Source organism: Sporosarcina gallistercoris, from assembly GCF_050459885.1.
Lineage (GTDB): Bacteria > Bacillota > Bacilli > Bacillales_A > Planococcaceae > Sporosarcina > Sporosarcina gallistercoris_A.
The window spans coordinates 248,745-262,474 of record NZ_JBCMNO010000018.1 but is presented as its reverse complement, the minus strand read 5'-3'; the positions used below and the strand labels follow the sequence as shown (position 1 = coordinate 262,474).

General features: G+C 42.7%; 12 protein-coding genes, 1 pseudogene and 1 riboswitch. Of the genes and pseudogenes, 8 read left to right on the top strand and 5 right to left on the bottom strand.

Annotated elements, in window-relative coordinates; all coding sequences use genetic code 11:
- Window positions 1-21 precede the first annotated feature (21 nt).
- Window positions 22-1,326, top strand: coding sequence for a pyrimidine-nucleoside phosphorylase (locus tag ABE021_RS11880; protein ID WP_430288909.1), 1,305 nt, complete (start codon window positions 22-24; stop codon window positions 1,324-1,326).
- A gap of 18 nt (window positions 1,327-1,344) precedes the next feature.
- Window positions 1,345-2,007 (top strand): deoxyribose-phosphate aldolase, encoded by a 663-nt coding sequence (deoC, locus tag ABE021_RS11875; RefSeq protein ID WP_430288908.1) that lies wholly within the window; start codon window positions 1,345-1,347, stop codon window positions 2,005-2,007.
- A 196-nt stretch (window positions 2,008-2,203) separates the two neighbouring features.
- Here deoC and ABE021_RS11870 read toward each other — a convergent pair whose 3' ends face one another.
- On the bottom strand, window positions 2,204-2,968 hold the full coding sequence (locus tag ABE021_RS11870) for a 3-oxoacyl-ACP reductase (RefSeq protein WP_430288907.1): 765 nt from the start codon (window positions 2,966-2,968) through the stop codon (window positions 2,204-2,206).
- Window positions 2,969-3,267: 299 nt separating this feature from the next.
- Between ABE021_RS11870 and ABE021_RS11865 the strand changes: the two are divergent.
- Window positions 3,268-4,053, top strand: a pseudogene (locus tag ABE021_RS11865) (transposase).
- A gap of 236 nt (window positions 4,054-4,289) precedes the next feature.
- A riboswitch (TPP riboswitch) is annotated at window positions 4,290-4,389 on the bottom strand.
- Between the two features lie 143 nt (window positions 4,390-4,532).
- Here ABE021_RS11865 and ABE021_RS11860 read toward each other — a convergent pair.
- Both ABE021_RS11860 and ABE021_RS11855 read right to left on the bottom strand, forming a co-directional pair.
- Window positions 4,533-5,066, bottom strand: a complete 534-nt coding sequence (locus tag ABE021_RS11860; RefSeq protein WP_430288906.1) for a hypothetical protein — start codon at window positions 5,064-5,066, stop codon at window positions 4,533-4,535.
- A gap of 853 nt (window positions 5,067-5,919) precedes the next feature.
- A complete protein-coding gene (locus ABE021_RS11855) occupies window positions 5,920-6,573 on the bottom strand; it encodes a 2OG-Fe(II) oxygenase (RefSeq protein WP_430288945.1) in 654 nt (217 codons plus the stop codon).
- 374 nt (window positions 6,574-6,947) lie between these two features.
- Here ABE021_RS11855 and ABE021_RS11850 point away from each other — a divergent pair, with 374 nt between their 5' ends.
- From ABE021_RS11850 to ABE021_RS11830, 5 genes are all read left to right on the top strand, one after another.
- On the top strand, window positions 6,948-7,637 hold the full coding sequence (locus tag ABE021_RS11850; RefSeq protein WP_430288904.1) for a FadR/GntR family transcriptional regulator: 690 nt from the start codon (window positions 6,948-6,950) through the stop codon (window positions 7,635-7,637).
- A 62-nt stretch (window positions 7,638-7,699) separates the two neighbouring features.
- Complete coding sequence (locus tag ABE021_RS11845) at window positions 7,700-8,875, top strand: CynX/NimT family MFS transporter (RefSeq protein ID WP_430288944.1); 1,176 nt, start codon at window positions 7,700-7,702, stop codon at window positions 8,873-8,875.
- Between the two features lie 391 nt (window positions 8,876-9,266).
- A complete protein-coding gene (locus ABE021_RS11840) occupies window positions 9,267-9,575 on the top strand; it encodes a hypothetical protein (protein ID WP_430288903.1) in 309 nt (102 codons plus the stop codon).
- 267 nt (window positions 9,576-9,842) lie between these two features.
- A complete protein-coding gene (locus tag ABE021_RS11835) occupies window positions 9,843-10,226 on the top strand; it encodes a DUF2691 family protein (protein ID WP_430288902.1) in 384 nt (127 codons plus the stop codon).
- Between the two features lie 175 nt (window positions 10,227-10,401).
- Window positions 10,402-10,998, top strand: a complete 597-nt coding sequence (locus ABE021_RS11830) for a hypothetical protein (RefSeq protein ID WP_430288901.1) — start codon at window positions 10,402-10,404, stop codon at window positions 10,996-10,998.
- Window positions 10,999-11,285: 287 nt separating this feature from the next.
- Here the strand turns inward: ABE021_RS11830 and ABE021_RS11825 are convergent, their stop codons facing one another.
- Window positions 11,286-12,914, bottom strand: a complete 1,629-nt coding sequence (locus ABE021_RS11825; protein WP_430288899.1) for an alkaline phosphatase family protein — start codon at window positions 12,912-12,914, stop codon at window positions 11,286-11,288.
- A gap of 228 nt (window positions 12,915-13,142) precedes the next feature.
- Window positions 13,143-13,580 carry a hypothetical protein gene (locus tag ABE021_RS11820; RefSeq protein WP_430288898.1) on the bottom strand — a complete coding sequence of 146 codons (438 nt, stop codon included), beginning with the start codon at window positions 13,578-13,580 and terminating at the stop codon, window positions 13,143-13,145.
- Window positions 13,581-13,730 lie beyond the last annotated feature (150 nt).

Here is a 13,730-nt window from a genome sequence, read left to right as displayed (position 1 = left end):
CACATAGGAGTGTTGGATGCTATGCGTATGGTCGATATGATCGAGAAAAAACGTGATGGACAAGCGTTAACAAAAGAAGAGATTCAGTTTGTTATTACAGGATACACGGAAGGCTCGATTCCCGATTATCAAATGTCAGCTTTCCAGATGGCGGTGTATTTCCAAGGTATGACGGTCGAAGAAACCGCTGAATTTACGATGGCGATGGTGGAGTCTGGCGACCAAGTGGACTTATCTGCAATCGATGGCGTTAAAGTGGATAAGCACTCAACAGGAGGAGTCGGAGATACGACAACTCTTGTGCTCGCTCCACTCGTTGCAGCACTGGATATCCCGGTTGCTAAAATGTCCGGACGAGGACTCGGACATACGGGCGGCACGCTGGATAAACTTGAATCGGTTCCAGGTTTCCATATCGAAATCACAGAGAAGGAATTCTTCGACTTAGTGAATACAAACAAGATTGCGGTTATTGGACAATCTGGAAATATCACACCTGCGGATAAGAAGATTTACAGTTTGCGCGATGTAACGGCTACCGTTAGCTCGATTCCACTGATTGCAAGTTCGATCATGAGTAAAAAAATCGCTGCTGGGTCTGACGCGATTGTGCTTGATGTGAAAGTCGGTACCGGCGCGTTCATGAAAGACTTACCGATGGCTCGTGAGTTAGCGAGTGAGATGGTGCAAATCGGAAATCAAATTGGCCGTCAAACGATGGCGGTGATCTCGGACATGAATCAGCCGCTCGGTTATGCAATTGGGAATGCGCTTGAAGTGAAAGAAGCGGTTGAAACGCTACAAGGAAATGGGCCAGAGGATTTGCATGAGCTTTGCTTAACTCTCGGCAGCCATATGGTCCGCCTTGCAGGGAAAGCGGGCACGACAGAAGAAGCACGTAAAATGCTGGAAGAAGTCATTCAAAACGGTAAAGCACTCGAAGTGTTTAAGCTATTCCTGAAATCTCAAGGCGGCGATACATCAGTAATCGATGATCTATCCAAACTGCCGGCAGCACGGTACCAAATCGATGTGCCTGCGAAAGAGTCCGGTTATGTCTCTGCGATTACTGCGGATGAAATCGGTACAGCGGCGATGCTCTTAGGTGCAGGACGTGCTACAAAAGAATCGGAAATTGACTTAGCAGTCGGTTTGGTCTTGCATAAGAAGATAGGCGATCCTGTTAAGATCGGAGAATCGATTGTAACAATTCACAGCAATACGGAAGACGTCGAAGCAGTGAAAGAAAAAATCTATCACGCTTATGGAATGTCAACCGCTGAAGTAGGACCTGTAACATTAGTACACGATGAAATTACAAACTAATTGAAGGAGATGGATCTAATGAATAAAGCACAAATGATTGACCACACATTATTGAAAGCAGACGCAACAAAAGATAAGGTAACGGCACTTATTGAAGAGGCAAAAGAATACAAGTTCAAGTCCGTATGTCTGAACCCGACATGGGTAGCGTATGCAGCCGACCAGCTTAAGGAATCTGACGTCTTGGTATGTACTGTGATCGGGTTCCCCCTTGGAGCGAGCACATCGGCGGTAAAGGCATTTGAAACGAAGGATGCAATTAGTAACGGCGCTGGTGAAATTGATATGGTCATTAATATCGGTGCATTAAAAGAACAAAATGATGAATTGGTGGAAGCGGACATTCGTGCAGTTGTGGATGCAGCCAATGGAACGTTAGTAAAAGTCATCATTGAAACGTGCCTATTAACGGATGAAGAAATTGTACGCGCATGTGAGCTTTCTGTGAAAGCAGGAGCTGATTTCGTCAAGACTTCCACTGGATTTTCTACAGGCGGCGCAACGGTTGAAGACGTCGCTTTAATGCGCAAGACAGTTGGTCCGGACATCGGCGTGAAAGCCTCGGGAGGAGTGCGCAGCGGTGAAGACTTCGATGCACTTGTCAAAGCGGGAGCAACACGTATTGGCGCAAGTTCTGGTATTAGCATTGTAAAAGGTGAAGTGTCGGATTCCAATTATTAATGTGTAAAAAGGGCTGTTCTGTCTTTGTACAGAACAGCCCTTTTTTAATTACTTCAAAAATATCCGACTGCAGCGATACAGCTCGTTCAAGCTATCGAACACTGTTTAGTGTGCAGCCCTATATCTAAACCCACTTAAATCGTGAAACGACCGTCAAACCCATTTTAAGAATGAAGTGACGGCCAATGATTTCGCATCAATTCATCACTAATCCGCCATCTACAACCAGGTTTTGACCAGTAACAGAGCGACTCCAAGGTGAAGCGAAAAAAAGAACTGCATCTGCTACGTCCTCGGGTGTTGTCACTTTCTGCAATGGTGTACTCGATTGGATAATGTTGAACACACCGTCAGGCGTCGCTGCGCTCGCATCGGTTTTGTATAACAGGCCGCCAGAAACCATATTTGCCGTGATTCCGAATGGGCCGAGTTCTTTAGCCATGTTACGCGTAAAACCAAGCAGTGCAGCTTTGCTCGTATTATAGTCATGATAGGCAACTACAGGATTTTGGAACAAATTTGTGCCGATATTTATAATCCGTCCAAATTTTGCTTCGTCCATATCTCTTAGACCGCATTGTAATGTATTTAATGAAGCCTTCACACTGCCTTCGAATTGTAAAGAGAAGTCGGCCCATCCAATTGTCTCCAAATCTTTCTTTTGGTCTCCATTAAAGGAAAAGCCCACGAGAGCATTATTAATGATAGTTGTGATCGGCTTCCCAAAATGATTCTTCGTTTGTTTAAACATGTCCTCAACCTGATCTTTCTCACGGACATCTGCTTGGATCGCAATGCAGCGTTCTGAACCAATTGACTCAACAACTGCATCGGCAAGCTCTTTACGTGTGTAATAATTGACAACAATTTTTGCTCCTTCACGTCCAAATGCCTCTGCAATCGCTCGACCTAAACCTCGGCTCGCTCCGGTCACCAATACAACTTGGTCTTCAATATTCATCCACAAATCCCCCTAATATATATTTACCCAATAAAAAAAGACCACTTGAAGAAAGTGGTCGCAGACTGTAGACAAACTTCAGAAATCACGGGGGTTGCCTATAGTCTTTTTCTTTTACAATAGTATTAACTAGGAAAAGTTGATTTCCGCTGCGAGCGGACGCTTTCCGAGGGGCTTGCCCTCAGCCGCTTCCCTCGCTTTGCTCAGTCCAGGGTCTTCGAGCTTCGCTGATCCCTACGGAGTCGCCGCTCTCCGCTACAATCAACAGAATCTCCCAACAATCAAATGAGGTGATGGAAATGATGACGAAAAATCAAGTTAATAAACGGGAACAGATGGAAATGCTTACAATCGAACAGTTAGTTCCGCAAGACCATTTGGTTCGTAAATTAGATGCAGCAATTGATTTTTCTTTCATTTATCCATTGGTTGAAGATCTATATTCATTATTTGGGAGACCCAGCATAGATCCAGTTGTACTCATTATTGTGCTCGCAAATATCGTTACTCCCGGTAATGATCACGATAGCAATATGCTTCAACCGTTGATCCAAAAAATTATCGATAAGGTAAAACGTCCACTGGCTGTCGCCGCTGACGCTGCCTATAAGACACCAGCTATTGCAAACTTTCTCCTGAAAAAATAGATATTGCTGGTGTTTCCTTATAAACGGCCTATGACAAAGGAAGGCTTCTTCAAGAAAAATGAGTACGTTTATGATGAGCATTTCGATTGTTATCTTTGTCCAGTAATCGATCAGTGTACGAAAAGTAAAAATCAACAAAAGCTGATTCAACGTCATATATGGCAAGACTATCTAGATGTAGCAGAAGACTTGAGACACCATTATGAAATCAAAGAAATATACGGAAAACGCAAAGAGACGGTTGAACGAGTCTTTGCCGACGCCAAAGAGAAGCATCGTATGCGATGGACAACCCTGAGGGGACTTAAAAAAATGTCTATGCAGACGATGCTTACTTTCGCTGCCCAAAATCTGAAGAAACTTGCCAGCTGGACATGGAGCCCACCTGTAAGGGAAAATGCACATACATATGGAAAGTCCTGTGGGATATGGAGTTGATTGGAGAGCAGGGCGGCGACTCCTGGGGGATCAGCGCAGCGCGAAGACCCCGCAGGAGCAAAGCGACGAGGAGGCTGAGGGCAAGCCCCCTGGAAAGCGTCCGCCCGGAACGGAAATCAACGGGTCTTGACCAGTTGCAGATTTATACGCTCAAAAAACAAAAGGGGTGGAAATCATTTCGATTTCCACCCCTTTTGTCTACAGTCTGAGACCACTTGAAGAAAGTGGTCGGCAACAAAGAGTATCCGACACTTCCCTACGCCGATATGAATCGGATCAGGTTCAAAGGGTCGGAAATCATGTCCTCTCAGCCTACAGGCACCCCTAGTGTTCAGTTTCTATTGAATTGTCATTCAATCATATCATAGCTTTCGGATTTAGTTGACAGATACAAGGAAATGGTCTTACGATCGAATGCTTGTTGAGGTGAACATCTTGTAGCAAATTTCAATGCAGTTCTCTTTATGTTACGTTGGCTTTCAATCGTCATACTCAACCGATTTCACTAAAATCGGGACTTCAGTATCTTCTTGTCCCGTCACGATCTTGAAGGACGTTAACTCGGTAGATAGTTTTTTATCAATCGCAATTACGAAGTTGCGCGGAGACAGGTCTGCTGTACAGGCATCATTCAGCTTTTCAAAAGTAATCGTTAACTGGCTTTCTGCTGCGTTAGCCATAAGTGAATCGACAATATACGGGCAGCTGCTTGACTCCATCATGCCTATAAATAAGACGTCATTTTTATTGAAATCAACTTCAGGAATCGTGCCTTCCAGTTGAAACTCTTTCCAAGAATCCTCGTATACATCCTGTGTTTTCACAAGCTCAGCTTGAATCCCTTTTGGTTCGGATCGATTGCTAAGGCTTTCAAAATTGCTCGGCAATGTTTTTTCGGAAGCCACTAATTGAGCCAATTCTGAATGTGGTTCCGCCGTATTACTTTTATCAGAAGAACAGCCAGCCATAACTACGATCACACTCATTATGAAAAACAGTGTCAGTCTTTTCATATCATCACTCCTCTGCCTAGTAGACGGCATGACAAAGGGAAAGTTACATCCAATGTGTTGAGTCCGTGTGTAGATAGAGTGTGATGTTAACATTGTCATTTTCGCTGATGTAGTGTTCGGAATTGGTGAGTACAAAAGGAACATCATGAGGCGATTGCTATCAACCTCAGGCTCGATCCGTAGTGCGACACGCGGGATTTTAAATTTTCGAGCTATGATTCGCATTTCAATCTGCATAAGTATCTCCTGTTAGTTAAAGGCGTGCATCGGGCAGACGACTCGTTAATTTTTGTGCGGAGATGTTTTACAATATTACTACACGCATTAAAGAATTGGACTCAGAGCCCATCGACGGCCATCTGATCATCAACTCTAATGGCGTATCCGGATTCTATAATCTATCAGCTTGAAGATGACGGAATGTGAAAGTTGAATCGGAAGACACCTCTCACTATTCAATCATGGAACAGTTTTTCAGCGACCGGGAAAGACTGGTGCATCCTCTGTTCAATTGATGAAAAACCCTTTATAACTTCGGCTTCAATCGGGTCGCTTTAGACACTTACGAATGGAAGGAAATAAGATATTTTCGAGTAGGAAAGAGTGAATGTGTGAAGCAATAAGTACTCTATAAACTAACACAAAAAAGTAATCATCCGCTGCTGATGTGCAAGTAGCAGGGTGATTACTTTTTACATGTTTGTTCAACTGTTCGCCGCGCGCGGCCTTTTTTAGTTGAGACTGGGTTGACTGTCCTACGATATAGAAAGCGGTTGTTCTCCTGGTTAAATGAATGGTAGTTCCACTATTCAGATAAATCAAAGAAAAACTAAACTATATAGAATCAACCCAATCATCTAACCCGTTGCTTCCTCATCCATTGCGTCGCTACCCACTTTTCCCCGATTTCCACAGGAGCCCCGCCGTGCAGCGTTAAATCGTTCAGCGATGCATCATTATAGAAATATTCAAAGTAGACGGCTGTTCCTTTTCGTGGTGAGACAGTAAAGTTCAGGTGGGGGAAGAACGTTTCTCCGCCTTGCTCGACATCATTCAAATACATGACTAGCGTACTGATCCGGTTGTTTGTTACACGACTCTTCGCCGAGAAGAAATCATGATGTGCCCTGTATTCTTGACCCGGCGTATAGCGGAGGACCTGAAGACCTTCCCCATGCTCAATCGGGATATTCATCACCGCTTCAATTCTTTTTTCAATTCTCGCGACAATTACGTTCTCGCTTTCTTCTATAAACATACTGCTGCTCGTTCTCAACTCGTTTTCTTCACGCGTCGTACCGATTTTTGAACGTTTCATCTTGTCTGTCGCCAATCGGATCAGTTCATCGCACTCTTCGTTACTTAACAGGTTGTCTAATACGACGATCATTGGTTCCTCGATTTTCGCTATTATTTCTATTTCTCTATCTGTCTGTATTTTCTTTCCAACATGATTAAAAATCGTTTGCTCTCTATTTTCCGCTATCAACTTCGAACACCTCTTCATTTGCTTGATTTTCAAATCAACTTCGTAATTATGCAATGAGTGTACAGCTAATGTCGGACTTCTTGTACGGTTCACACTTCCTCTTTGGATATAAATTCATTTTATTTTAGCACGCTGGATAAGATATCGTAAAATGTGAGCATAGGAAAAAGGATAGTTATATATTCCTGTTTTTAGTAATGAAATTTAGTTTTCACCAAGAGTCAGTGGGTCAAAATCAAAACGAACACAGCGATACTGAACTATCTTTTTATTCTTTTTTATTTCTCAGACAAGCTGGGATGCGCCTCACATTTACATCTACCTATTTTCATGATATATTTCTTATGTCCAATCATCCTACAACTTTTTAAACTCACTTTGGAGGTGCTCTCTTGCTGAAAAAAACAGAACGGCTGTCCTTAGTGGAACAAGTCGTGATTCAAATGGAACAGCTGATTGAAAACGGCCATTGGAAAATCGGTGATCGATTGCCTGCTGAGACGCAGTTAATGAAAGAGTTTGGCGTGAGTCGAAACACACTAAGGGAAGCGGTAGGCGGGTTAGTTCATGCCGGGTTACTTGAGTCCAAGCAGGGAAGCGGAACTGTTGTGAAATCATCAAGTGCTTTTGGAGTAGCTATCCATAGGCAAATTGAAAAGTCGAGTGTGATGGAGACGTTGGAGGTGCGCCTAGCATTAGAAAGGGAAGCGGCCCAACTAGCAGCAATCCGTCGTGATGAGAGCGATATAGAAGCGATGACCAAGTCGATCCAGATGTGCAGATCGGCATCTGAAAAAGGGGATGTACAAGAATTTTTACAAGCCGACATCCTATTCCATAAATCCATGGTGAAAGCATCACATAATACGATGTTAGAGCGTATATATGAGCATATAACGGAACCGCTGCGCTCTTCCATTGAAGAAGTGATGATGGCGGCCGAAGACTTTAGTTATAACGGAGAAATTCATTACGAACTACTTGAAGCCATCAAAAAGCAAGACGTGCAGGCAGCTATTAGTCACGTGAACACCTACATAAACGGCTTTAGAGAGAAGATAGAGCTCATACAGGAGGACTGAATTTGCAAAAAGATTCATTATCACATCAAACAGCAACAGAAACTAAGAAGAAATGGTTCTTAATGATCGGAGTGATCTTAATTGCCATCAATTTGAGATCACCCCTTACGTCAATCGGTTCCTTAATCACAACGATACGAACGGACTTGGAGTTGAATCATGCGTTGGCAGGAACGATTACGACACTTCCTTTGCTCGCATTTGCCCTCCTTTCCCCGTTTGCTCCAAAAATAGCGCACAAAATAACGATGGAACGGACGATTTTCCTATCATTGATTGTATTAGCCATTGGTATTGTTTTACGTTCATCGTTTGGAACCGTTGCGCTTTTTGCAGGAACGATATTAATTGGCGTGGCCATTTCATTTGGCAACGTCCTGCTTCCGGGATTCATCAAATTGAACTTCCCATTGAAAGTGGGCATCATGACCGGAATGTATGGCGTGTTCATGAACATATTTGCAGCACTTGGGTCGGGCTTAAGTGTCCCCTTATCATCGATCGGTGATATCGGCTGGAAAGGATCTCTCGCATTTTGGTCGATCCCGGTCTTCATAGCGATTGTTATTTGGTCCCCCCAACTGAAAAAGGCAAAAGAGCCAATCGCCTATTCAAAGGCAGCTCCCAACGAGAAATTGTCGTTAGTGCGATCGCCGCTTGCGTGGTCGATTACGTTATTCATGGGATTGCAGTCTCTTATTTTTTATACGTTAGTGACATGGTTACCCGAAATCCTGCAAGGTATGGGGTATAGTATGAGTGGAGCAGGGTGGATGCTATTTTTAATGCAGATCGCCATTCTTCCATTTAACTTCATTATTCCAATCCTAGCCGAACGTATGAAAAACCAGACTCTGCTAAGTGCCGCGACTGCAGCTCTGTTCATACTCGGTATTTCAGGCGTTTTACTTGGAAAACAATCGCTCATGCCGGTGGCAGTCATTATGATTGGTATCGGTGCAGGGAGCGCATTCAGCTTATCGATGATGTTCTTCAGCCTGAGAACAAGCAATGCTGTAGAAGCATCGGATATGTCAGGTATGGCGCAATCATTCGGTTATTTACTTGCAGCTACAGGTCCAATCGTATTTGGTGCTTTACACGATATGACAGATAGTTGGACGATCCCTCTAATCATGCTGATTGTGTTGGCTGTCGTCATCCTGATAGTCGGCTTGTCAGCTGGAAGGGACAAAGTTATTGGAAATAAAGTAGAAGATGAGCCATCCCGCTCATGAATTGTAGCTGCACTGGCATTTATTAATAACTCTGTTTTTCGCATTCACTGAGCTTCGATAAAGCCTGGTTTGTGAAATCCTGATAATTTATGTAGCTGGTGCAAAGATCAACAAAAATTAAAATAGAAAACTAAAAGTCCAATTCTGTTGATCGTTAAAACAGAACTGGACTTTTTGGTTTCCCATCAAAACTATCAGCTGCCGCCAACACTAGATATAGATTGTAATGAGCCACTAACCGGAATGGGGGCAATTGTCTATCTGGCCTGTGAGAAAAGAGTGGAAGTATGTATTCCGAATAGTTTCCAAATGCTGTATGATGAAGATATGAAAAATTTATGGAATAAACTAAATCTTATAGTCTGGATTCAAGAAGAAAGGAGACCATCTTATGAACAAGCGAATCCGAAACGGAGCATTGTATGGGTTCATCATTTCTATAGCACTTGGTCTGCTGCTGGCGAACTATACGGCTACGACTTATGAGGGGGATTTGACCATCATCACCTACTTGCCTATTTATGACTACGTCGTGGAAGTCCTAAGATACGGTGCAATAGGCACACTTATTGGGATGTTTATCGGCTGGCGGAAAAACAAGGCGGAGGATCAAGGACCGAAAACCTATTATGGTGAAGTGTTTCTCGGAGTCTTTTTTCTCTCCATAGGCATCGCCGCACTCGCGTATTTGTGGAGTTGAGAGTCGAATAGTCCCCAACTAATAGAGGGGGATTGAATTGACCGAAAGTTTCTTGCTTCATGAATCTTTGGATCACAATCCCTAACGACACATAGTCAGAGATAACTAGATTCGGAAGAAAAGATAACACACCTAATTCAAAGTCGGAAGACATAAATATCCAATATTGCGATAAGAGGAGGCACTGTGGGGATGTGTGGTATTTGATATCCGCCACGAACTTGGAGATCAGCTGTACGAGATTCTGAATGGCATTACTGATCCTTCTTGTTATTGGAGAATGGGTCACGGGGAATCATACTTTGCTGGAACTCGGTTTTTACTGCAAGTAATATTATGGGTGGACTAGAATTCATTACTCATTTAGTCTCTGGCCAGCAGAATATGATAGTTGCTGACTTAAAAGTGTTTCCATCCTTAAACGTAGTAAGAAAAATAAAAAATTACAAAGATTTCATGGAGAGCTCCTGTAGTCTTTCACTTTTAGTCATTGACTCTGTCCAAGTCATCGCCATTGCTAAAGATGACCAGTTGATATCAGATTTCACTAATCGCGCCAAACAGCTTGGAAACACAAAAATCGAACTAGTGAATAACGTCGACCTGAAAGGTCTGCTAAATTCCGTTTGGGAAGAGGAGGTTTCCGCTTAGGTGAGCTGATTTTTTCTTTTTGTACACCCTGTGAAAAGGGGATATTTTTGATGAGATGAAAGATTTGCTTTTCAGATTCTGGTAGCTTAAATAGTACTCCTGCTATTCGATATTTGTCACTGTAGTTAAAGTATGGAGAGATGGAAATTAATTAAAAATTGAGGAGTAAAGACTGATGGAAAAAATACCTTTTGAACGTCCAAAAAACTTTTATGATGAACATTTGTATCCGATTGATGAACAGATTTGTGCTTTATTAAAACAACGTAAGGATCTCTCGAATAATAATCCGGGTTATCCGTCGGATGAAATGATCGCTAATTTGGCTGATAAGTACGAGCTCTACGAAGACTTTTTAAGTTCGATATTCGGAACGCTGAAAATGGAAGATTTATTTAAACCGCGTGTGGAACCAATTGGATTTAGAAAGCACTTACCTGTTTTACAATCAGTTGAAAAAGATGAGCGTTTATATTCTGTAACTTTTATTAGGCAGTTCGAGAATGCTAGCGTCGTGAACCTCAATATCGATTGGGATGGTACAAATGATCATCCACACGAACTTGATCATGATAACTTCGAATTGTCTGTAGGCGAATCATACGATTGCCGAATGGAAAGCGGAGGGGGCTCGACAGGATATTACCATTATAATTATATTGTTTCTCCTCCGTTACCAGATGATTTTTCTGGCATTGACTTAACATTTAAAGAATATAAAGACCACTTCAAAGAGAAACCTACAGGTCTTGAGTTCCGTATTCAATTGTAATACATTCCCATAACGAATAAAAAACCTGTGCAGGAAACAATCATGAATGGTTGAACCATCATGAGAGTTTGCAGCACAGATACTATTTCGTTGTCCAAATTGGTTGTCCCTCTACAAAATCAGGTGCTTGTAAATCCAATAACTCATATAAACTGGGAGCAATATCTGTCATTGTAATTCTGTAGTTCAATTCACCAGCTGAAATCCGAGGGCCTGATGCAAACAATATCGGGCGTAGTCTCGGGCGCTCTGGATTTCCGCCATGACTGCCCAGGTCCAGCGTTGGTTCATAAAGAAATGTTTGCGTCTTTCCCCATCAAAAAACCGGGAGCGGCAGACAAAAAAACATCTCCGCTATTTCCATTACTTATGGATGCATATTCATCGTCTTTATCTGACCAGATTACCTCGTATGGTGTGACTTCCTCCTGATCTGAAGAAAACATGGTCAAATTCGGGTAGGCTTTGCCTTTGTAAACAGTATCTTTTTTTCCGTTCAGCCATTTGAACACTGGATTTGCTGCTTTACGAGGGTCACGATAGAGAGGGGAGAAAACGGGTCGATTTGTGAATGCTGATACAATTTCCTGAGTCACTTGATCGAACTCCGAAGGCTCCACAATCCCTTGTTTTTCCCTGCCTTTTAAGTTTACATAAATATGAGCAAGCGTCCCACTCGCTTCAGCGTAAGCTTTTGTTTTGGACGAATCGATCTTGCCCTCCTTATCTTTCACTAGAAGACCTGCTTTTTCGAGTTCCACATTCGGTGACAACCGAGTATGAATCGGCTCCAGTCCGTGATCTGAGATGAGCAGTAAATGATCGTCAGATTTCTGATTGCGTTTTATACTCCCGATAACCTTGTCTACTTGTCCGAATGCCCAACTCACATACTTCTCTTTCTCCTGGACTGCTGCCAGATCATAGCCAGGCTGTGCAGGTTCTCTCAACAAAAATTCATGGAGTTCCGTATCCACAGTAGGATAATAGTAAAACAGCAAATCAGGTCGATATGTATATTTAATGTACAAACTGACATCGGTCACCCAATCGGTAAACCGTTCTCCAGCCTGTTCATATTCTTCTCTAGTGATTGTTCCGGAAGAAAATGCTTTTAATTCATCAGCAGCCGGATAAAATCCGAATTCCGATTCAATTTTTTTCGAAAAATCATCCCGACCGCGGTAGATTCCACCCATCACCGTCCCTTGGAACATTTGAAGGCCCTCTTTTTTCGAGATATCTCCTTTTAGCTTGATATATAATCCGGAGCTATCGAAATAGGGTATATCCAAGACGACAGCATTCCAGTCGTCCACTGAGATCTCTTCCCCGACATTGTTTGGATCTGTGGAAATATAAAGCTTCGGTTGTTTTTCAACTGTTCTCAGCACGAATAGTTGCTGAGTGGGATAGTCTTTAATATCCAATGTAACTACGGCTTCTTCAGCTTCTATTGATTTTGAAAATAGGTGGCGGGCTCGTTCATCTTTTACTGATGAAAATTTCAAATCATGAAGGGCGGATTCGGCCAACGTTCCACCGGAGTAAACCGCATATGTAGCAGAAGAAGAAGAATTATTCGGATTAGAGTCAGGGAAAGCCACAGTTGCTGTAACCTTTCCCTGGTTTTTTGCCTCTTTCCAAATCGGTGTCACTCCAAGCGTCTGAGAAAACCCACTTTGATCGTCTTTGAGTTTTTTTCCCTGACTATGAAATTCATTGCTGACGATGCCAGTTGCTGCTGGTCGAGCACCTGTCGCCATGGCTGCATGCGATGGTGCGGTCAGGGAGGGCATTACAGTGACGAAATCTGTGGCATAGGCTGCTTCCTGTTGAAACTCCTGCAAGTTAGGCATAATTCCTTTATTCATATAGTGCTGGGCGTCCATATAACCTAACCCATCGAATGACACTACGCTGATGGTACCTGTCGTCTCACCCGCATAAGCGAACTGAGTGCAGTTATGGGCAATTCCTATAAGAATGATGATACTGAAAAATTTTATGTATTTATGTATTGTAAACTCCCTCGCTTTTCAAAACTACTAACTTGAAGAGTTTTCCCTTAACCAGATCAAGTTAAACACGTAGTTCAAATAAGCGCTCTCTACGGCATCGTACACTGGTGTATATCATCGGTGTCAGAATGAAATCGAAAGCTTACCAAATGAGCCTTTGGAAATATCTTTCAGCATATCCATCACTTTTTCGTTCTTAAGCAAAGACGCTAGTTTAGGGTTTTCAATAGACACATTGACGACGTCTTTGCTTGTGAAGTCTAATGTCACCTTGTTTTCAGGCTTAGTTTCCTCTTTGTATTCTTCCGCTTCATCCAAGTAATCTCCGAGTGTCATTTGCGCTCTCTTCATCATTGCCTTTTCCTCCTCGCTCAAAGGGGACTCAAATCGTTGTCCATTCACTACAATCCAACGCTTATCTCCATCTTTGCCAAGCTCGCTCCATTGGTTATCCGGATGGTTGGTCGTATAAGTTGCTATCTTTTGAAAAGTAGCATTGTCTACATATAACGTCGTAAGGGCAGCAGTTCCTTTGTCTAAGCTAAGAATACTCCCAGACATTTTGTTCGCCCCTGGTAGTTGGATGGTATCTTTCTGATCCGTATGGATTTTGGTGATAGTAGGGGAGGCATGATTCTTCTTTGTTATAGTGGGCAACTCTTGAGTGTTTCCGGCGTACCTATCATTTTGAATGTGCAAAATCATCACTCC